The sequence below is a fragment of the Acinetobacter guillouiae CIP 63.46 genome, from assembly GCF_000368145.1.
GTDB classification, from domain to species: Bacteria; Pseudomonadota; Gammaproteobacteria; order Pseudomonadales; family Moraxellaceae; genus Acinetobacter; species Acinetobacter guillouiae.
On sequence record NZ_KB849283.1, the window covers coordinates 186,827 to 208,466 of the forward strand.

The 21,640-nt window shown below is 40.1% G+C and carries 12 protein-coding genes, 2 tRNA genes and 2 rRNA genes; 13 read left to right on the forward strand and 3 right to left on the reverse strand.

Going from position 1 to position 21,640, the window contains the following annotated elements; translation table 11 throughout:
* The first annotated feature begins 44 nt into the window (after positions 1–44).
* The 5 genes from F981_RS05935 (at position 45) to F981_RS05955 (ending at position 8,868) form a co-directional block, all read left to right on the forward strand.
* Positions 45–1,532, forward strand: a complete 1,488-nt coding sequence (locus tag F981_RS05935) for an MFS transporter (protein WP_004719541.1) — start codon at positions 45–47, stop codon at positions 1,530–1,532.
* A gap of 324 nt (positions 1,533–1,856) precedes the next feature.
* Positions 1,857–4,091 carry a DNA polymerase III subunit gamma/tau gene (gene dnaX, locus F981_RS05940; protein WP_004719543.1) on the forward strand — a complete coding sequence of 745 codons (2,235 nt, stop codon included), beginning with the start codon at positions 1,857–1,859 and terminating at the stop codon, positions 4,089–4,091.
* Positions 4,092–4,616: 525 nt separating this feature from the next.
* Positions 4,617–5,339 (forward strand): hypothetical protein, encoded by a 723-nt coding sequence (locus tag F981_RS05945; RefSeq protein WP_004719545.1) that lies wholly within the window; start codon positions 4,617–4,619, stop codon positions 5,337–5,339.
* A gap of 49 nt (positions 5,340–5,388) precedes the next feature.
* Entirely contained in the window at positions 5,389–8,136 is a 2,748-nt protein-coding gene (gene mgtA / locus F981_RS05950) for a magnesium-translocating P-type ATPase (RefSeq protein WP_004719547.1), read from the forward strand.
* Between the two features lie 12 nt (positions 8,137–8,148).
* Complete coding sequence (locus F981_RS05955; RefSeq protein WP_004719550.1) at positions 8,149–8,868, forward strand: MgtC/SapB family protein; 720 nt, start codon at positions 8,149–8,151, stop codon at positions 8,866–8,868.
* Positions 8,869–8,933: 65 nt separating this feature from the next.
* On the opposite strand, the gene F981_RS05960 is transcribed toward F981_RS05955, so the two are convergent.
* The 3 genes from F981_RS05960 to F981_RS05970 all read right to left on the reverse strand — a co-directional run bounded on the left by F981_RS05960 (position 8,934) and on the right by F981_RS05970 (position 12,180).
* A complete protein-coding gene (locus F981_RS05960; protein WP_004719551.1) occupies positions 8,934–9,365 on the reverse strand; it encodes an acyl-CoA thioesterase in 432 nt (143 codons plus the stop codon).
* A gap of 226 nt (positions 9,366–9,591) precedes the next feature.
* The gene (locus tag F981_RS05965) at positions 9,592–10,395 is read right to left on the reverse strand and encodes an OmpW/AlkL family protein (RefSeq protein WP_004719553.1); all 804 of its coding nucleotides are present in this window, start codon (positions 10,393–10,395) and stop codon (positions 9,592–9,594) included.
* A gap of 630 nt (positions 10,396–11,025) precedes the next feature.
* Positions 11,026–12,180 carry an iron-containing alcohol dehydrogenase gene (locus F981_RS05970; RefSeq protein ID WP_004719554.1) on the reverse strand — a complete coding sequence of 385 codons (1,155 nt, stop codon included), beginning with the start codon at positions 12,178–12,180 and terminating at the stop codon, positions 11,026–11,028.
* 120 nt (positions 12,181–12,300) lie between these two features.
* Between F981_RS05970 and F981_RS05975 the strand changes: the two genes are divergently transcribed.
* From F981_RS05975 to F981_RS06010, 8 genes are all read left to right on the forward strand, one after another.
* The gene (locus F981_RS05975) at positions 12,301–12,804 is read left to right on the forward strand and encodes a low molecular weight protein-tyrosine-phosphatase (protein ID WP_004719557.1); all 504 of its coding nucleotides are present in this window, start codon (positions 12,301–12,303) and stop codon (positions 12,802–12,804) included.
* 40 nt (positions 12,805–12,844) lie between these two features.
* Positions 12,845–13,873: a UDP-N-acetylmuramate dehydrogenase gene (murB, locus tag F981_RS05980; RefSeq protein WP_004719558.1), complete on the forward strand. Its 1,029-nt coding sequence runs from the start codon at positions 12,845–12,847 to the stop codon at positions 13,871–13,873.
* Between the two features lie 13 nt (positions 13,874–13,886).
* Positions 13,887–15,035 (forward strand): YdcF family protein, encoded by a 1,149-nt coding sequence (locus F981_RS05985; protein ID WP_004719561.1) that lies wholly within the window; start codon positions 13,887–13,889, stop codon positions 15,033–15,035.
* Positions 15,035–16,066 (forward strand): alpha/beta hydrolase, encoded by a 1,032-nt coding sequence (locus tag F981_RS05990; RefSeq protein ID WP_004719563.1) that lies wholly within the window; start codon positions 15,035–15,037, stop codon positions 16,064–16,066. Before F981_RS05985 ends, F981_RS05990 begins: the two co-directional genes overlap by 1 nt.
* A 413-nt stretch (positions 16,067–16,479) precedes the next feature.
* A 16S ribosomal RNA gene (locus F981_RS05995) occupies positions 16,480–18,018 on the forward strand.
* Positions 18,019–18,077: 59 nt separating this feature from the next.
* Positions 18,078–18,154: transfer RNA gene (locus tag F981_RS06000), tRNA-Ile, on the forward strand.
* A 44-nt stretch (positions 18,155–18,198) separates the two neighbouring features.
* Positions 18,199–18,274 (forward strand) — tRNA-Ala (locus F981_RS06005).
* Between the two features lie 337 nt (positions 18,275–18,611).
* Positions 18,612–21,502 (forward strand): 23S ribosomal RNA (locus F981_RS06010).
* Together the 16S and 23S rRNA genes with 2 tRNA genes alongside form the textbook arrangement of a ribosomal RNA operon.
* The last annotated feature ends 138 nt before the right edge of the window (positions 21,503–21,640 follow it).

Here is a 21,640-nt window from a genome sequence, read left to right on the forward strand (position 1 = left end):
AATGACGAAACTTGAACAAGTGTCCAACTTTAATTAGGTGTGTTATGTACCGCAATTGGGTGATTTTGGCAATCATCGTTTTAATTTATTTACCGGTTTCAATTGATGCAACGGTTTTGCATGTTGCCATCCCAACATTGAGTGCTGCCTTATCACTATCCAGTAATGAAATGCTCTGGGTGATAGATATCTATTCACTGATCATGGCAGGCTTGATTTTACCCATGGGGGCATTGGGGGATCGTATTGGTTTTAAACGGCTGATGCTGATTGGTGCTGGTATTTTTGGTGTGGCTTCTCTCATGGCTGCTTTTGCGAGTTCAGCCTATATGTTGATTGCTGCCCGAGCATTTCTTGGTGTAGGCGCTGCCATGATTTTACCTGCAACCTTGGCAGGTGTTCGAAATACCTTTTTAGATGAAAAACAACGTAATTATGCTTTAGGTATTTGGGGAACTGTTGGCGGTGGTGGAGCCGCTTTTGGTCCACTTTTGGGTGGTTTTATTCTGGAACATTTTTCATGGGGAACCGTTTTCCTGATTAACGTGCCAATTATTATTTTGGTCTTGGTATTGACGACATGGCTGGTGCCAAAGCAAGCAGTACAAACCAAACAACCTTTAAATCTATTACAAGCGCTCATTTTGGTCACTGCAATCTTAATGCTGATTTATTCGATTAAGACCTCTATCTATGCGTTTAGCCTAGGGATGATTTTGATTTTTGTGCTTGGATTGGGATTGTTAGTGGGATTCATCCGCCATCAATTGAAAACAACGCAACCGATGATTGATTTTAGTCTGTTTAAGAATCCTGTGATCTCAACCAGTATTGTGATGGCAATGGTGGCTATGATTGCATTAGTTGGTTTTGAGCTACTCCTTTCACAAGAATTACAGTTTGTGTATGGATATAGCCCATTGGAAGCGGGTTTGTTTATTTTACCCTTTATGATAGCAATCAGTATTGGTGGACCTTTTACTAGTATTTTAATGAATCACTATGGTTTAAGACCTGTTGCAACTGTTGGGATGCTGATGTGTGCCTTATGTTTCTTTGGTTTGGCCATGACCAATTTTGACATCGATTATTTTCAAGCTTGGGTGTGGATGGTGCTGATGGGGATCAGTGTTGAAATCGCATTATTATCTTCCACGGCAGCTATTATGTCTGCTGTACCTCCACAAAAAGCAACGGCTGCTGGTGCAATCGAAGGCATGGCGTATGAGTTAGGTGCAGGTCTTGGGATTGCGATTTTTGGACTATTGTTGTCTATATTTTATGCGCATTCGATTATCTTGCCTGATCATTTACCGCTGAATATCGCAGCTCAAGCAAGTTCTTCTATTGGTGAGGCATTATTGCTGAGCAAACAATTAGAACCTGCATTGATGCAACAGGTAAAACAAGCTGCCTTTGAAGCGTTTATTCATTCGCATAGTAAAGTCTTGGGTATTTCGGGTGTGATGTTCCTAGTTTTATCTGTATTTGTTTGGCGCGCTTTACCTGCAAAGAAACAGCTAGCAGTCTAGAATATTGCGCATAATTTAAATTATGCGCTTGTTTTTACATTTAGATTTTACAGTGTGAAAAAATGAGTTTGGTGAAGCGATTGAAAAACTTTAGCAAACTCAAATTGTGATTTAATCAACACTGCCACGGCAGTGTTTTTTTAGTAAATTTGCTAGTGTATATTTTTAAATCTATTTAAGAGATAGATAAACTTTATGTTGTAGAGCACAGTGTCAAATTAGAAGAAATTGATCGAATTATCTCTAATAAAAAATAACTCTACAGTTCTTCATTCACTAATCAGCAAAAAAACAGTATCCTTAGACCTGTAACTAGGAGCTTCCATGTATCAGGTACTTGCACGTAAATATCGCCCACGTAACTTTAATGAATTGGTCGGACAGAATCACGTTTCACGTGCACTGACCAGTGCTTTAGATCGTGGACGTTTACACCATGCCTATTTATTTACTGGAACACGTGGGGTGGGGAAAACCACAATTGCTCGAATTTTAGCGAAATGTTTAAATTGTGAAACAGGGGTAACCTCTACACCTTGTGAAGTTTGTGCAACTTGTAAGGCGGTAAATGAAGGGCGCTTTATTGACCTTATTGAAATCGATGCTGCATCACGGACTAAAGTCGAAGACACACGTGAGTTGCTCGACAATGTACCTTATGCACCGACCCAAGGGCGATTTAAGGTATATTTGATCGATGAGGTACATATGCTGTCGACGCATTCCTTTAATGCGTTATTGAAAACATTAGAAGAACCGCCTGAACATGTAAAATTTTTATTTGCGACAACAGATCCACAAAAATTACCAATTACGGTGATTTCACGTTGCTTGCAATTTACATTACGTCCATTGGCTGTAGATGAAATTACTCATCACCTTACAGATATTTTAAATAAAGAAGAAATTTCATCAGAGCAAGATGCGATTTGGCAAATTGCTGAATCTGCCCAAGGTTCATTACGTGATGCGTTGTCTTTAACTGACCAAGCAATTGCCTATGGTCAAGGTGCAATTCAGCATCAAGATGTCAAAGAAATGCTGGGTTTGATTGATAGAACCATCATTTATGATTTGATCTTGGCAATTCATCAAAACCAAAATGCACGTGTCAGCCAATTATTACTACAATTTAGGCAACAGGCTTTAGATGTTTCATTGGTTTTAGATCAGTTTATTTCGACTTTGCATGAGTTGGCAATGTTGCAATATTTGCCTGATTTAAGTCTAAAATACAGTGCTGAAATTAATCAAAAAATTATGCAGTTATCAAAAATTGTCTCTGCACAAGATTTACAGCTTTATTATCAAATTGCCAGTAAAGGTAGAGCGGAGCTACAACTTGCAGTAACACAAGAGCAAGGCTTTGAAATGACAGTATTGCGTTTACTGGCATTTAGACCGATGCAAATCAATGAAATTGTAGTCTCTCAAGCTCAACAACCACAAAACAATCAGAATATCGATCAAGTTGTTATTTCACAGCAATCGCATCAAGCATCTGTTCAAACAGGGCTTGTGCAACAAGCACAGATTCAGCAAGCGCAAATTCAGCAAGAGCCAGCTCATCAACAGCAGGCTCAGAAAGTGCCTGTTGAAAAAAACAGTGAACAACAAAATGCTACTTTGAATGTGAGTTCACAACCAGAAACTGACGCGCCATTAGCGGAGACACAGCAAGCGCAGGTTGAGGTCAATTCGCAGCGTATAGTGAGTGATTTAGCTCCAGCTTTTGACCAAGTTGAAGATCAGCAAACTCAACAGCAAAGTGTTGACCATGAACCGAGCAGTGATGACTATTTAGATGACTTTGCTGAGGAAGTACAACAAAGCGCTGTGGTTGAAGCAACGGCTCATAATAGTCAAGGTGTTGAAGCGCAGCCTCCAATTGTTCAAGAGAAAATTGACGTAGAAAATGCAGAACCAAGTTTAACCTTGTTTGGTGCTGAGTTAAGTCAACCGAAAAATACCACGCCTCAGTCTAGTCCAAATCAAGATGTATTCTTTTTAGCACCTGAAAATCAGGATCAAAATGTTGAAATTGATTTGGTTGAGCCTATTCATTCTCAAACAGATACTCCAGTTCAAGTTTCTAATATTATCCCTGAAATAGAACACGGATCTTGTTCTGAGGAACAAACGCCACAACAGATACTTGCCTTAAAATTACAGGTCTTAGAAGGTGAGTGGACAGTTGATAAATGGGAGTATTGGTTTAGAAATAGCTCACTTTCTCCAGCTGTTCAAGAACTTGCACAGCATGGGTTAATGACTGGGGATGTGAATGGTCAATCTATTTTTCAAATTTCACAAAAATATGAAAAATTATTGAACCAAGCACAACATGATCTTGAGGCGAAATTAAAACAGCAGTGGCCGAGTACTTTGTTTACGGTGCAATATGGTGAAGTTGAATCGACTACACCTTATATGATGCAAAACGAGCGTAAGCTTCGAGCTTATGATCGTGCCAGTGAAATGCTTCAAAAAGAGCCTTTAGTCAAAAGCTTAATTGAAGCATTGGATGGAAAGTTGGAAAATATTCAGCTTAAAGCCTAATTTTAAAAAACATCTAGATTAAATAACGTTTTAAATAAGCTCAATTTCACTGGAATTGGGCTTGTTTTTATTCCACTGTATTTTGCCGAAATTTAGGCAATATTCACAATCCTTTTCTGCCTGTGCCAAGGTAAATCATTTTAAAATCTCATCAGGTTCTCAATTTATATAAGAATTTTAATTCAAATTATGATGATCAATCTAGCATTTATGGGCGTTGTTATGCTGAAAATCACTTGTTTTAAATATTTTTATGGTTATAATTACGGCAACTTTAATTAGCGGAGACCCTAAGTGGCAAATTGTTCATCGAGGCGCTGTAGTTTATATACAGCCATTATTCGTATCTGAGCAAGAGAGCACTGCCTTTAGGAGAGCTGTCTTGCAATGAGACAGTTATAATCTGATTTTAAACTACATCCCCATTTTGACGTGAAACAGCTCAATTTTGACTTTAATCAGTTCAATTTTGGCTTGTTTTTGTGCGCACTTAGATTCATACCGCCTCAGCAATGAGGATTACGTATGGTAATCAATCAACTTTGTATGATAGAAACAGTACTGATTACGGGCTGCTTTTTATTACTTATTATTCATAAATCAGCATATGCCGATCCTGTATTAATTACAGATGATGCAAGTGTTGCTGATCTATATACTTGCCATTTTGAAAGTAATATAAACTTTTATAAACATCAGGAGGTTAATTCCAGTTTTTCTCCAGTATGTGGCATTGCCAAAAATTTGGAATTAAGTTTTCAACTGGATGATCATGTTCAAAATAAGAATCGTCATGATGTGATATCAGGTCAATTCAAACGTAATTTGAAAGTAGTGGAGTCAAATAGTTGGGGCGCTGCCGCATCCTTAACAATAAGCCGAAATATGTATGGTGATGACCACTCTAGTTGGAAAGTGAATCTCCCCGTAACTTATTTATTACTGGATGATCGGTTATTTTTAAATGGCAATATCTCCTATGAACATCAGGGCAATACTCAGTATGTTTTAGCTGCAATTTCAAGTAATTATTGGATCAATGCTAAAACTTCGCTCAGTGCAGAAATCTTTAATCAAGATCATCAGTCTGTATTTTTTCAAACCGCATTTGGTTATGAGTTGATTCAAGATTTTGTCAGGGTCCAAGTGGCTTATGCAGATCGATTTGACCACCATCATGATCGCTGGTTTGGGCTGGGAGCTGAGTTTCTCACCAATTTTAAGCTCATAAAAAAATCATCTAATTAAATTCCTGTTCAATAGGAAGAAGTCTTTATTGCCAAAAAAGGAGAACATTATGCTTCATAATCTATGGCAACGTTTATTTTCTAATTTCATCAAAAAATATCATATTCAACACTTATTTGAACGTCATCGTTCATTTAAAGAATTACATCAAGCCAGTTATGCCAGTGAAATTAGTAAAAAGCTTTCACAAAGTTTGATCAATGCTTCCTATGTAGCTTCAGAGCAATTGCTCAATCATTTAAATACAACAGAGCAAGGCTTGTCAGCAAAGCAGGTTGAACAACGACAAGAACAATTTGGATTAAATGAGCTTGCACATGAAAAACCACTGCCGTGGTGGAAGCATCTTTGGTATGCCTATCGTAATCCATTTAATATTTTACTTACCATTTTGGCTTTGGTGGCTTTCTTTACCGATGATATAGAAGGCACAATCATTATTACAACCATGGTTGTACTTTCTACGGTACTGCGCTATTGGCAAGAATTTAAGTCAAATAAAGCAGCCGCTGCATTAAAAGCAATGGTAAGTAATACAGCTACTGTGATTCGTCAAGTTGATTGGGATGATCCAGACCTTGAAACCTTGCAATATGACCTAGATCAAGGATCTCAACAGGTTGAACTTGCGATCCAAGATTTGGTTCCTGGTGACATCATTTTATTGTCTGCCGGAGATATGATCCCAGCGGATTGTCGAATTATCTTTGCAAAAGATCTGTTTGTTTCACAAGCGTCGATGACGGGTGAATCAATTCCTGTAGAAAAGTTTGCTGATCAAAAAGATCATACCCTGCAAAATGCATTGGAACTGGAAAATATTGTTTTTATGGGAACCAATATTGTGTCTGGTTCTGCAAAAGCGGTGGTGGTGAATACTGGGACACAAACCTATTTTGGAGCATTGGCACACCGAGTATCCCATGCAGATCGTGCAACGACTTCATTTCAAATGGGGGTAAATAAAGTCAGTTGGTTATTGATTCGATTTATGTTGATCATGGCGCCAGTTGTATTATTTATCAATGGCTTTACCAAAGGCGATTGGAGTGAAGCATTGCTATTTGCTTTATCTGTAGCTGTGGGTTTAACACCTGAAATGTTACCGATGATCGTGACCTCAACATTGGCCAAAGGTGCAGTATTTTTATCTCGTAAAAAAGTTATCGTTAAACGTTTAGATGCGATTCAAAATTTTGGCGCAATGGATGTTTTATGTACAGATAAAACAGGTACCTTGACTGAGGATAAAATTTGTTTATCACAATATGTCGATGTAAATGGCAAGACATCACAACGTGTATTGGTACAGGCTTACTTAAATAGCTATTACCAAAGAGGGCTGAAAAATTTACTGGATGCTGCAATCTTGGACCATGCTGCACAAGACTTACAGGATCTAAATTTTAAATTTAAGAAGCTTGATGAAGTACCGTTTGATTTTGTGCGTCGACGTATGTCAGTAGTAGTCAGAACCTTACAGGGTAACGCACGTATTATCACTAAAGGTGCGGCAGAGGAAATGCTGAAAGTCTGTTCACATGTAGAGATAAATGACAAGATTGAGTTATTAACACCAGACCATCTTGAGGCGATTCAAGAAAAAATACGCCAATTTAATCTTGAAGGTTTACGTGTTATTGCCCTCGCGTATCGAGATTTTAGTGGTAGATCAGATGACTTTTCTGTCGCAGATGAAAGTAATTTGATTTTAACTGGATATCTAACTTTCTTGGATCCACCTAAAAAATCCGCTGCACCTGCTTTAGCTCAATTGGCAGCGCATGGCGTCAAGGTCAAAGTGCTTACAGGTGATAATGAGTTTGTTACTCAAAAGGTCTGCAAAGAACTTGGTCTGGACTGTGAACATGTTCTTTTAGGTGGGCATGTTGAGAACATGACTGATGAAGAACTAAAATTTGCCGTTGAATATACACAAGTATTTGCCAAATTAAGTCCTGTTCACAAAGAACGTATTGTGATGCAGCTGAAAGAAAATGGGCATGTGGTTGGATTCCTAGGCGATGGAATTAATGATGCGGCTGCGATACGCAGTGCTGATATTGGAATTTCGGTTGATACAGCAGTGGATATTGCCAAAGAGTCAGCAGATTTAATTTTACTTGAAAAAAGTTTAATGGTACTTGAAGAAGGCGTGCTGGAGGGACGACGTACATTTGCCAATATGCTGAAATATATCAAAATGACGGCAAGTTCAAATTTTGGTAATGTTTTTTCGGTATTAGTAGCTAGTGCTTTTATTCCGTTTTTACCAATGCTACCGATTCATTTGCTGGTACAGAACTTACTTTATGATGTATCACAAATCGCCATTCCATTTGACAATGTTGATGATGAGTTGATTGAAAAACCGCAAAGCTGGAAACCAAATGAAATTGGACGTTTTATGATTTTCTTTGGGCCACTCAGTTCGATCTTTGACATTTTGACCTTTGCTCTCATGTGGTTTGTATTTCATGCAAATTCACCAGAACAGCAAACCTTGTTTCAGTCAGGTTGGTTTGTCGTAGGCTTATTAACACAAACGATTATTGTGCATATGATTCGTACAGAAAAAATACCATTTATTCAAAGTCGTGCGGCAATGCCTTTGATGGTCATGACCTTGGTCATCGTGGCTGCTGGTATTTTCTTACCAATGGGGCCATTTGCTGAGTACTTAAAATTACAAGCTTTACCATTAACTTATTTCTTATTTTTACCTTTCATCTTGCTTGGCTACATGCTGGTTGTGCAACTGATGAAAAAAATTTACATCCGTCGTTACGGCTGGTAATGGAGAACTCCAATGCAACTCCAATTCATGCAACATCTAGAATTAGCGAATATGCTAGATACCTTGATTAGTTTACTTGGCGCTTTTATTTTAGGGGGATTGATCGGGTTTGAGCGACAGTATAGGCAGCGTACAGCAGGTTTAAGAACCAATGTATTAGTCGCACTTGGCGCTGCTATATTTGTTGATATTGCCAATAACTTAACAGGTGCTGATGGTTCAGTACGGGTGATTGCTTATGTGGTTTCTGGCATTGGATTTCTTGGCGCAGGGGTAATCATGCGCCAAGAAGGCAATATTCAAGGACTCAATACTGCTGCGACCTTGTGGTGTTCTGCTGCTGTCGGTGCTGCGGCAGGTTGTGACCGTTTGGTGGAAGCAATATTGGCGACGATATTTATTTTAGCTGCCAATACTTTATTACGTCCTATTGGACATATTATCGACCGTAAGCCGTTAAATGTTGATTCGGAAATGCAACATGAAATTTATGTGGTTTGTCAAAAAGAGCACAGCAAATATGTCATGGATGAGCTGAATAAAGCTTTAAAGCGTTATCATTTTCCTGCTAAAGATTTTGATGTAGAACCGTTTGGTGAACAGGATGTGGAAATTAAGGCGATTTTGATTGCGAACTCCGTTGAGGAAAAAGAAATTCAGCCGATTATTGAAATGTTAAATCAAATGCCTGAAGTGAGTCAGGCTTTTTGGGATCAAAATACCTTGGCTTAAAATGATGTTTTATTTTTATGCTATCGGTTTTAAGCTATTTTAAGCGTCGATTTTTAGCTTTAGGCTTAAAGCATATAGTTTTGCAAAGCATCTCGCATTTTTTGTGGAATCGGGGTGCTTTTCTTTGTCTCACGTTCTACGAATACATGTACAAATTGACCTTGTGCTGAAGCTTCAGTTTTACCCTGTTTGAAAATAGCCAGATCATAGCTCAGTGATGAATTACCAATTTTTGCAATGGCGACCCCAACTTCAATAATTTCTGGATAGGTGAGTTCTTCGAGAAAATGACACGAAGAATTTACCACCAAACCAATGATGGGTGAGTGATGTATATCAAAGTCGGTTTTTTGGATCAAGAGTGCATTCGCTGCAGTATCAAAATAACTATAATAAGTCACATTATTCACATGACCATAAATATCGTTGTCTGCCCAACGTGTTTGGATGGGGAAGATAAAGGAGTATTTGGTACGTAATTTTATTTCTGGTTTCATTTGGATTATTCATTCGAATAGATAAAAAATTAACAGTGCTTTTGTGATCAATCACCAAGCCAAGGCTTTGCAAAGCTTTATAAACAAGTAACTTTATAGATGAATTTTGCATGTGTTTACAAGTGTTTTAGCACAGCGCAACTATATTCAAGTGAAAAAATAAAAAAGCTCATTAAGTTTAACCTAATGAGCTTTTACAATTTAGAACTGATTAAGTCCAAATTGATTAGAAACGATAACCAAGACCTAAATAAGTCACGATTGGTTTAATCTCAATGCTGCTTTGGCCTGAAATTAACGTTGTTTGTCCAGCTGGCGTTGTACCATTAACATTTAATTTTGCTTTTGTTGTTAAATGCGCATATGAAACAGAAGCAGTTGCATACCAATTTTTGTTGATATTGAAATCTGCGCCAAGGATTGCAACAGGTGCAAACGCGTCATCCACTTTAACTTTACCTAGTTCTGGCTTGAACGGGCCGATAGGTGAAGCTTTTAATGCATCATTGATTGCTGGATCAGTCTCAACATTTGAGAAATGAGCATACATCAAGCCTGCACCTACGTAAGGGCGGATCTTGTTGTTAATTGAACCAAAGTGATAACGAGCAGAAAGTGTTGGCGTATAAGCATCTGTTGTTGCCGCTTTATCAAATTTATTTAGATCAACGACAGTAAGACCATGAACTTTAATGCTACCTTTACCAGCAAGTTCCATTTCAGGAGGAGCGCCTAAAGTTAATTCAAGTGAAACATTGTCATTGACAAAATAATCAAGCATTAAGCCTGCTGTATCCGCATTTTGTACTTCAAAACCTGCATCTGGGTTATTGGCTTGTATATTCGCCAAAGGACCTAAGTAAGGACTATTACCAGTTTTACCATTTACGCCTTGTCCTTTACTTTGAGGCATAACATGTAACCAACCAGCAGAAACACCAAAAGTTTTACCATCTGAAGTTGCTGCGTGAGAAACGTTGCTTAATCCAAATGCTGCTAATGGCAGAATTGCTAATGTAAGTTTTTTCATAAAATCATTTTCCAATACTAGTTGTCTTAATTTTCCGATTAAGATCTGGCGCGATTTTAGAGTAATTATTTTAAAAATTAAATAAAAATTAAATAAAAACTAATTACTAGCTAGTCATTAAATAGTCACTTAATAGAGTAATATTTTGATAATTAATAATTTTTAAATAAATTTTTTAAAAAAACTTTAAGTTTGATTGATTAAAAAATATAACAAAACGACGCAATAAGATTGTTTTTTTCATATTTTGAGAATAACCAAGTTTAATTTTAATCTTGTATTTTTACAAGATTATAAATTTTTTTTAAAATTTAGCCCAATTTGATCTGATGCAGGCCGCATATTTCAAACACAAATTATAGGCCATATGATGGGCATTTTTATACTTAAAAATAAAACACTCAGCGAGTATGTATCAATTGTGCTTTATGTTGATTAAAGATCTTTTCATAAATCAAAAAATGATCATGTGGAGTGATTCATATTGTTATTGAAAGTGCCTTCTCCCACTGGGAGAAGGCTAGGATGAGGGTGCTTTTATGTTGATTTATGGTTTTAAAAAGGACTTATGAAAGAAGTCTATTTAAAAGCGCATTCAATAAATCAGTGCACTATTAATGCTGATAAATTTTAATAAATCGCCTGATAAATTTTTAATGCATCTGCGTGGAGTAGAGGCCTCGGATTATTTTGTAAAAGACGTGTTTGTAGCATTGCATCGGATGCCAATCTATCGAGTTGCTGCTCTTGTACATTTAAATCGCGTAATTTCAATGTCAAACCACTGTGATCCAAGTGTCTCTGCATATGATCTATAAATAAGTCACATAAGCCTTCTGTACTGCCTTTACTATAGGGATCAAGCCATTGCATTAACTCTGCATAATGTGCTTTTGCATTAGGCGCATTGAATTTTAACACTTCCAATAAAACCAAAGCGTTAGTATGCCCATGTGATAAATGAAAATGACCACCTAAGGGGTATGCTAAAGCGTGTACAGCACCTACAGGAGCGTTGGCAAAAGCCTGTCCTGCAAGCATAGAGCCAACCAGCATATTTTGACGAGCTGCTAAATTTGTACCATCCGCCAAGACCAATTTCAAATTTTTATTTAAAAGTTTAAGGGCTTGTTTAGCAAGCATGTCTGCATAAAAATTCTTTTTAATTTTAGAGGTATAGGCTTCAATGGCATGCACCATCGCATCTATACCTGTTGCTGCTGTGATATGTGCAGGTAGGCCTGAGGTAAATGTTGCATCTAGAATTGCCACATCGGCATATAAAATGGGGGAAACGATACCTGTTTTGGTGGTTTCACCTGTAGTGACAATTGAAATGGGGGTGACTTCAGAGCCTGTGCCCGCCGTGGTTGGAATAAGAATTAAAGGAAGGCGAGGGCCTTTGACATTATTGACCCCATAGATTTCCTGAATACTTTGTGATTGCTTTGGATTTGCCAATATCGCAATGAGTTTGGCAACATCCATGGAACTACCACCACCAAAGCCAATAACCACATCTACTTGATTGTCTTTGGCGAATTGAACTGCCGATAAAACAATCTGCTCTGCTGGATCTGCCTGTACATCAGCATAGATTTCATAGTCTAAATTACATTGCGCTAAAATTTTTAATAGTGGCAAATGCAGTGCATGTTGAATCATGCCTGCATCTGTCACGATTAATGCTTTGTGGTATTGATTGCCTAATACTGTGCTGAGCTCTTGGATTGATCCTAAACCTGAAATAATATTGGCTACAGTTTGGAATTGAAAATGACTCATATGTATTATCCTTAATCTATCATCACAAATTAAACATTATTGTTTTAAGGTTCTATAGGATTCGCCTGCTAAATAACTTAACATAAGACTTTATAAAAGAAATGATCATTTGAGGTTGTTATGTCATCCAAAATGCCATACAAAGTTTTATGTGTGTGCTTAGGAAATATTTGTCGCTCACCCACAGCAGAGGTGGTTTTACGACACTATTGTGATGAAAAACGATTAAATGTAGTTGTGGATTCAGCTGGAACGAGCAATTATCATCCAAATAAATCACCTGATAGTCGCAGTCAAAAACATGCAATAAAAAGAGGCTATGATCTTTCTGGGTTACGTGCTAGACAATTAAAAATACAAGACTTTTTAGAGTTTGATTTGATTCTTGCCATGGATCATCAGAATTTTGCGGATATACAGCATTTGTATAACCAAGCCAGTAGCCAATTTGGTCCTGCTCAAATCAAAGCTAAAATTGCTTTAATGAGTGAGCATGATCACGTTTATCCACAACAGGCGCTTCCAGATCCTTATTACGGTGAAGCTGATGGATTTGAACGTGTACTTGATCAGTGTGAATCAAGCAGTTTGGCTTGGGTACATGTGTTTCAACAACAGTTTTAATGCAAGTGATTGAAATATTTTTAGGAAATAAATTTAAGTTATGAATATTGAATCACAGGTTCAGCTCAAACCCTTTAATACATTGAGTTTGAACTCGATTGCATCACATTATGTCAAAATACAATCTATCGTAGATCTTCAACAAGCGTTGCAGTTTTCTAAAGCACACGATTTAAACGTTTTACTGCTTTCAGGGGGCAGCAATATGATGCTGCCTGAGCATATTCATGCGCTTGTAGTTGCTATAGATATACAAGGTATTGAATTTTTAAGTGAAGATGCCGAAAGTAAAACAATCAAAGTGGGTGCAGGGCAAGTTTGGCATGACTTTGTATTGTGGACGACAACGCAACAACTTTATGGTTTACAGAACTTGGCTTTGATTCCAGGCTTAGTCGGCGCATCGCCTGTGCAAAATATTGGCGCGTATGGTGTTGAAGTCGGTGAATTTATTCAATCTGTAGAAGTCTACGATCGTCAATCAGCACAGACACTTTCAATTCAAGCACAAGATTGCCATTTTTCTTATCGACACAGTATTTTTAAAGATGATCCAGATCGTTATGTGATTACCCATGTGATTTTTAAATTACTTAAACATGCTGATTTAAAAGTAAATTATGGGGATTTAAAAGATGCAATGATGGATGATATGAGTGCTGAAAACTTACAAAAGCAAGTGATTCATATTCGTCAAAGTAAACTCCCAGACCCAAATGAATATCCAAACGTGGGAAGTTTCTTTAAAAATCCGATTATTAAGCAACAAGAGTTTTCACAATTAATTGCAAAATTCCCTAATATTCCACATTATCCTCAAGCAGGGAATCACGTTAAAATTGCAGCGGGTTGGCTGATTGATCAATCAGGTTGGAAAGGTAAACAGCTTAATCAGGTGGGAATGTTTCATAAACAAGCTTTGGTGTTGGTGAATTATGCCGATGCAACATTGACAGATGTACGCGCAACGTATCAGGCAGTACAAAAAGATGTTTTTGAGAAGTTTGGTGTGCACTTAGAACCTGAACCTGTGCTTTATAATGAACTAGGCTTAATCGAAAACCATTAAATTGAGTAAATATATGGTCAAACTGCATTGGATGGTCAGATTTCTACGAATAATTGCCATATTATTTGTATTATTCGGCTGTTTGGTCGTTTTTTGGTACACGCCATTTTATTCGACAATGATGGTTAAAATCCTGAATAGCATTGTTCCAGTTGAAGTCAATCAGGTGGCAGCAAAGAGCCAGCAAAACGCTGCTCTTTCGGAGGCTGAAAACTTAGAACCTGGTTCTGATTTATGGATTGCTCGACAAGCCTATCTTAAGCTGATGGATGAAGCCATTAAGAGTAAAAATGCTCAGGATTTATTGCTACTCCAGTTACGATATAAAGCCTTGCAAGAAAAAATTGCTGAAGATCAAAAAAATGATGATGAAGAACAAAACAAACCAGTAATTCCATTGGTGTCTGAACATGCTGCATCAGAGGTTGTTGAGAATCAATCGAACGATGTTGTTAAAAACTTATTGGATTTAAATAGTGAAGACAATAAGGCTTTAATGGATGAATATTTAACATTCTTAAAAAAACATAAAATTGATGAAAAATTACTTCAAGAAAATTCACACACATTGGCAAATGAATTGTCTAGTTCACAAGTACAAGAAGATCTTGAAAGTTTGCCTACGAAAATCAGTGAACAACCGAAGCCAATCAGTCAACCTTATGCAATTGTAGTCTTGGGCGGTGGTTTAACTTTAGATAAAAATCAAAAAGACATTATTGTGAATGACTATACCAAACTAAGACTTGAAACAACCTTAGCCTTAGAAGAGAAGGTTAAACTTCCTATTGTGCTGAGTGGTGTAGAAGCACCCTATATGCAAAAATGGTTATCTGAGCGCGGTGTTCAAGCAAAACTATTAGAAAATAGAAGCATGAACACCTGTGAAAATACACGCTTTAGCTCATTACTTTTACAGAAGAAAGGTGGTGCGCCTACAGTCTTATTAATTACCGATCGTTACCATATGCCAAGAACACGTCGTTTATTTGCATTAAATGGTATCGAAACAATTCCTGTCAATGCACCAATGCCAACTCAATTAACAGCATGGCAGCCGAGCAAACAAAATTATGATCATAGTCGTAGAGCCAATTATGAAACTTTAGCAACAATCAGAGATATGTTGTTTGGTTCGAGTGGCTGTAGAGAGGTGCCTTAATGGCAGATATTCCATTTTTAAATCCAACAATTCTAAAGCAACTTGACTTACCTATTCCAAGTCGAGATACAACACCACAACTATTAGAAGCTTTAAACTTAAATCGTGAATATATTCCAAATAAAGAAATAAAATCTTACCAACGTCTTTATGGTTTTGATCAACTGGACTGTGTGCAATGGCAGGGTTTTATTGATATGCCGTTGTTTAAACTCCATGTGCAAGTATTTAAACCCAATATAGATAAAATAAAAGGCACTGTGTGTTTGTTGCATGGCTATTTAGAACATAGTGGTATTTACCAACCGATTGTAAAAGAAATTCTTGAACAAGGGTTTAGTGTGATTACTTATGATTTGCCTGGGCATGGACTAAGTAATGGTTCTCCTGCAAATATTCAAAATTTTGACCATTACCAACAAGTGTTACATGCGGTCTATCAATATGTAAAAAATGCAGAGCAGCTTCCTAAGCCGTGGTTGGGAGTAGGGCAAAGTACAGGTGGTGCAATTTGGATGCATCATTTACTTGAGTATGCACAAAAACGTGAAAATCCAATTGTGGATCGGGTGTTACTGCTTTCACCATTGGTACGACCTGCAAAAACAGCGTGGTGGCATAATTCTATTGGTTTAGGAATTATTCGCAGAATTAAAAGAGAAGTTCCTCGTCACTTTAAAAGAAATAATCACAATCCTGAGTTTTTAAGATTTGTACGCCTTAAAGACCCGTTACAACCTCGAATGATGGGAATGGATTGGATTTTGGCAATGTCAAAGTGGATGCTGGAAATGGAAGCCTATCCAAAGTGCCGCATTCCGGTTTGGTTGGCACAAGGTGCACAAGACCAAACTGTAGACTGGAAATATAATATTGATTTTGTACGTCGACAATTTAGATTACAGACCTTATTGATTCTTGAAGAAGGCTCGCATCAATTGATTAATGAGCGTGCTGATATACGTGCAGCTTTAACTGGATTAATTCCTGCGTTTTTACATGCACAATCTTCTGGTGACTATTTTGAATAATAGATGTAGCTTACTTTTAGGCTGAATTTCTCAAAAATGCCTAAAAAATAGGTGAATTATGCGGTTTTTTGAATATTTAGATTAAAAAATAATCACACGATGCATTTTGTTGAAAATAGGGCTTGCGCTGGTTTAAAATCTGTATAGAATACGCAGCATCCCGACGCGATACAGCAAACGAACTTAGCTTAGAGGGTTAAGTTGTTAAATGTTTATTGCGTCTTATTTATCACTGACGAAGTGATAAATTAATCATTAAGAGAATATGAAGAACAACTTGTGTGGATTTTTACTGATTGATTGATCGAAATATTATCATTGATTGATTGGTTTAAATTACTCGAAGTTTATTTGAGAGAATTTGTCAGTACATTGATGAGCCAGAATTGTGACCTTAAGTCACTAATGATTTTTAACTGAAGAGTTTGATCATGGCTCAGATTGAACGCTGGCGGCAGGCTTAACACATGCAAGTCGAGCGGGGGAAGTTGCTTCGGTAACTGACCTAGCGGCGGACGGGTGAGTAATACTTAGGAATCTGCCTATTAATGGGGGACAACATCTCGAAAGGGATGCTAATACCGCATACGCCCTACGGGGGAAAGCAGGGGATCACTTGTGACCTTGCGTTAATAGATGAGCCTAAGTCGGATTAGCTAGTTGGTGGGGTAAAGGCCTACCAAGGCGACGATCTGTAGCGGGTCTGAGAGGATGATCCGCCACACTGGGACTGAGACACGGCCCAGACTCCTACGGGAGGCAGCAGTGGGGAATATTGGACAATGGGGGGAACCCTGATCCAGCCATGCCGCGTGTGTGAAGAAGGCCTTATGGTTGTAAAGCACTTTAAGCGAGGAGGAGGCTCTCTTGGTTAATACCCAAGATGAGTGGACGTTACTCGCAGAATAAGCACCGGCTAACTCTGTGCCAGCAGCCGCGGTAATACAGAGGGTGCGAGCGTTAATCGGATTTACTGGGCGTAAAGCGTGCGTAGGCGGCTTTTTAAGTCGGATGTGAAATCCCCGAGCTTAACTTGGGAATTGCATTCGATACTGGGAAGCTAGAGTATGGGAGAGGATGGTAGAATTCCAGGTGTAGCGGTGAAATGCGTAGAGATCTGGAGGAATACCGATGGCGAAGGCAGCCATCTGGCCTAATACTGACGCTGAGGTACGAAAGCATGGGGAGCAAACAGGATTAGATACCCTGGTAGTCCATGCCGTAAACGATGTCTACTAGCCGTTGGGGCCTTTGAGGCTTTAGTGGCGCAGCTAACGCGATAAGTAGACCGCCTGGGGAGTACGGTCGCAAGACTAAAACTCAAATGAATTGACGGGGGCCCGCACAAGCGGTGGAGCATGTGGTTTAATTCGATGCAACGCGAAGAACCTTACCTGGTCTTGACATAGTAAGAACTTTCCAGAGATGGATTGGTGCCTTCGGGAACTTACATACAGGTGCTGCATGGCTGTCGTCAGCTCGTGTCGTGAGATGTTGGGTTAAGTCCCGCAACGAGCGCAACCCTTTTCCTTATTTGCCAGCACTTCGGGTGGGAACTTTAAGGATACTGCCAGTGACAAACTGGAGGAAGGCGGGGACGACGTCAAGTCATCATGGCCCTTACGACCAGGGCTACACACGTGCTACAATGGTCGGTACAAAGGGTTGCTACCTAGCGATAGGATGCTAATCTCAAAAAGCCGATCGTAGTCCGGATTGGAGTCTGCAACTCGACTCCATGAAGTCGGAATCGCTAGTAATCGCGGATCAGAATGCCGCGGTGAATACGTTCCCGGGCCTTGTACACACCGCCCGTCACACCATGGGAGTTTGTTGCACCAGAAGTAGGTAGTCTAACCGTAAGGAGGACGCTTACCACGGTGTGGCCGATGACTGGGGTGAAGTCGTAACAAGGTAGCCGTAGGGGAACCTGCGGCTGGATCACCTCCTTAACGAAAGATTGACGATTGGTAAGAATCCACAACAAGTTGTTCTTCATTGATGTATCTGAGGGTCTGTAGCTCAGTTGGTTAGAGCACACGCTTGATAAGCGTGGGGTCACAAGTTCAAGTCTTGTCAGACCCACCAAGTCTACTGAACACAGAAGAGCAGATATATTAAGATCTTAAGCTGGGGACTTAGCTTAGTTGGTAGAGCGCCTGCTTTGCACGCAGGAGGTCAACGGTTCGACTCCGTTAGTCTCCACCACTAATTAAAGACTAAGTGATTACAGAACTTAGTAAGCAGATAGCTTATTAAGTTCTGTGATTTATCACAGTTAACTACTCGCTGACGAGGCGGTAGTGAATCATTAACAGAATATATTTGAGTTGAAATAATTGTTTAAACTCGTTTTAGTTGATATTAGCAAGTAATTGTTAATGTTGAGTGAAATGAGCACTAGCGATAAAACTGAATCAAGCGTTTTGGTATATGAATTAAATTGAAGCTGTATAGTGATTAAGTTCACAGGCAACAAATAGAAGTGGTTAAGTCCACATTGTTGATCCTCCTTGTAGGGATTAACGACTGTTTGGGGTTGTATAGTCAAGTAATTAAGTGCATGTGGTGGATGCCTTGGCAGTCAGAGGCGATGAAAGACGTAATAGCCTGCGATAAGCTTCGGGGAGGCGGCAAATATCCTGTGATCCGGAGATTTCTGAATGGGGAAACCCACTTACCATAAGGTAGGTATCGCATGATGAATACATAGTCATGCGAGGCGAACGAGGGGAAGTGAAACATCTCAGTACCCTTAGGAAAAGAAATCAATTGAGATTCCCTCAGTAGCGGCGAGCGAACGGGGATCAGCCCATTAAGTTATATGTGTTTTAGCGGAAAGCTCTGGGAAGTGCTACCGTAGAGGGTGATAGTCCCGTACACGAAAGGGCACATATAATGATGACGAGTAGGGCGAGGCACGTGAAACCTTGTCTGAATATGGGGGGACCATCCTCCAAGGCTAAATACTCCTGACTGACCGATAGTGAACCAGTACCGTGAGGGAAAGGCGAAAAGAACCCCTGTGAGGGGAGTGAAATAGATCCTGAAACCGCATGCATACAAGCAGTGGGAGCCAACTTGTTTGGTGACTGCGTACCTTTTGTATAATGGGTCAGCGACTTATATTCAGTAGCAAGGTTAACCGTATAGGGGAGCCGTAGAGAAATCGAGTCTTAATAGGGCGTTTAGTTGCTGGGTATAGACCCGAAACCGGGTGATCTATCCATGAGCAGGTTGAAGGTTGGGTAACACTAACTGGAGGACCGAACCCACTGTCGTTGAAAAGCCAGGGGATGACTTGTGGATAGGGGTGAAAGGCTAATCAAACTCGGTGATAGCTGGTTCTCCCCGAAAGCTATTTAGGTAGCGCCTCGGACGAATACCATAGGGGGTAGAGCACTGTTTCGGCTAGGGGGTCATCCCGACTTACCAAACCGATGCAAACTCCGAATACCTATGAGTACTATCCGGGAGACAGACTGCGGGTGCTAACGTCCGTAGTCAAGAGGAAAACAATCCAGACCGCCAGCTAAGGCCCCCAAATTATAGTTAAGTGGGAAACGATGTGGGAAGGCATAGACAGCTAGGAGGTTGGCTTAGAAGCAGCCACCCTTTAAAGAAAGCGTAATAGCTCACTAGTCGAGTCGGCCTGCGCGGAAGATGTAACGGGGCTAAAACTATATGCCGAAGCTGCGGATGTATACTATGTATACGTGGTAGGGGAGCGTTCTGTAAGCCGATGAAGGTGTATTGAGAAGTATGCTGGAGGTATCAGAAGTGCGAATGCTGACGTGAGTAACGACAATGCGAGTGAAAAACTCGCACGCTGAAAGACCAAGGGTTCCAGTCCAACGTTAATCGGGGCTGGGTGAGTCGACCCCTAAGGCGAGGCCGAGAGGCGTAGTCGATGGGAAATTGGTTAATATTCCAATACTTCTGTGTAATGCGATGAGAGGACGGAGAAAGTTAAGTCAGCCTGGCGTTGGTTGTCCAGGTGGAAGGCAGTAGGCATGCATCTTAGGCAAATCCGGGGTGCTCTATGCTGAGAGCTGATAGCAAGCTAGTTTACTAGCGAAGTGGCTGATACTATGCTTCCAGGAAAAGTCTCTAAGCTTCAGTTACACAGGAATCGTACCCTAAACCGACACAGGTGGTCAGGTCGAGTAGACCAAAGCGCTTGAGAGAACTCTGCTGAAGGAACTAGGCAAAATGGTACCGTAACTTCGGGAGAAGGTACGCTGCTGACGGTGATAGGACTTGCTCCTTGAGCTATTGGCAGCCACAGAAACCAGGCCCCTGCAACTGTTTATTAAAAACATAGCACTCTGCAAACACGAAAGTGGACGTATAGGGTGTGATGCCTGCCCGGTGCTGGAAGGTTAATTGATGGGGTTAGCGTAAGCGAAGCTCTTGATCGAAGCCCCAGTAAACGGCGGCCGTAACTATAACGGTCCTAAGGTAGCGAAATTCCTTGTCGGGTAAGTTCCGACCTGCACGAATGGCATAATGATGGGGGCGCTGTCTCCAGCAGAGACTCAGTGAAATCGAAATCGCCGTGAAGATGCGGTGTACCCGCGGCTAGACGGAAAGACCCCGTGAACCTTTACTGCAGCTTGACATTGAACTTTGATCTTACTTGTGTAGGATAGGTGGGAGGCTTTGAAGTAGTGACGCCAGTTGCTATGGAGCCATCCTTGAAATACCACCCTGGTAATATTGAGGTTCTAACTCTGTCCCGTTATCCGGGACGAGGACCATGTCTGGTGGGTAGTTTGACTGGGGCGGTCTCCTCCTAAAGAGTAACGGAGGAGTACGAAGGTGCGCTCAGCGTGGTCGGAAATCACGCGTAGAGTATAAAGGCAAAAGCGCGCTTAACTGCGAGACCCACAAGTCGAGCAGGTACGAAAGTAGGTCTTAGTGATCCGGTGGTTCTGTATGGAAGGGCCATCGCTCAACGGATAAAAGGTACTCTGGGGATAACAGGCTGATACCGCCCAAGAGTTCATATCGACGGCGGTGTTTGGCACCTCGATGTCGGCTCATCTCATCCTGGGGCTGAAGCAGGTCCCAAGGGTATGGCTGTTCGCCATTTAAAGAGGTACGCGAGCTGGGTTTAGAACGTCGTGAGACAGTTCGGTCCCTATCTACCGTGGGCGTTGGAAATTTGAGAGGATCTGCTCCTAGTACGAGAGGACCAGAGTGGACGAACCTCTGGTGTACCGGTTGTGACGCCAGTCGCATCGCCGGGTAGCTATGTTCGGAAGGGATAACCGCTGAAAGCATCTAAGCGGGAAGCCTACCTCAAGATAAGATTTCCCTAGGACTTTATGTCCTCTAAAGAGCCGTTGAAGACTACGACGTTGATAGGTTGGATGTGGAAGTGCGGTGACGCATGAAGCTGACCAATACTAATTGCTCGTGAGGCTTGACTATACAACACCCAAGCAGTTGTATATGAAGCATCATTTGATTCATAAAAGATCAAACATACTTGATTTAGTTGTAAAGCTAGTTACATGAGCGAGGAATAAACAAACATTAATTATGTTTGTCCGAGCGCAAGACATAAAG

Coding starts and splice junctions, on each gene's coding strand:
- F981_RS05935 (WP_004719541.1), top strand. CDS start 45: ATGTACCGCAATTGGGTGATTTTGGCAATCATCGTTTTAATTTATTTA.
- dnaX (WP_004719543.1), top strand. CDS start 1,857: ATGTATCAGGTACTTGCACGTAAATATCGCCCACGTAACTTTAATGAA.
- F981_RS05945 (WP_004719545.1), top strand. CDS start 4,617: ATGGTAATCAATCAACTTTGTATGATAGAAACAGTACTGATTACGGGC.
- mgtA (WP_004719547.1), top strand. CDS start 5,389: ATGCTTCATAATCTATGGCAACGTTTATTTTCTAATTTCATCAAAAAA.
- F981_RS05955 (WP_004719550.1), top strand. CDS start 8,149: ATGCAACTCCAATTCATGCAACATCTAGAATTAGCGAATATGCTAGAT.
- F981_RS05960 (WP_004719551.1), bottom strand. CDS start 9,365: ATGAAACCAGAAATAAAATTACGTACCAAATACTCCTTTATCTTCCCC.
- F981_RS05965 (WP_004719553.1), bottom strand. CDS start 10,395: ATGAAAAAACTTACATTAGCAATTCTGCCATTAGCAGCATTTGGATTA.
- F981_RS05970 (WP_004719554.1), bottom strand. CDS start 12,180: ATGAGTCATTTTCAATTCCAAACTGTAGCCAATATTATTTCAGGTTTA.
- F981_RS05975 (WP_004719557.1), top strand. CDS start 12,301: ATGTCATCCAAAATGCCATACAAAGTTTTATGTGTGTGCTTAGGAAAT.
- murB (WP_004719558.1), top strand. CDS start 12,845: ATGAATATTGAATCACAGGTTCAGCTCAAACCCTTTAATACATTGAGT.
- F981_RS05985 (WP_004719561.1), top strand. CDS start 13,887: ATGGTCAAACTGCATTGGATGGTCAGATTTCTACGAATAATTGCCATA.
- F981_RS05990 (WP_004719563.1), top strand. CDS start 15,035: ATGGCAGATATTCCATTTTTAAATCCAACAATTCTAAAGCAACTTGAC.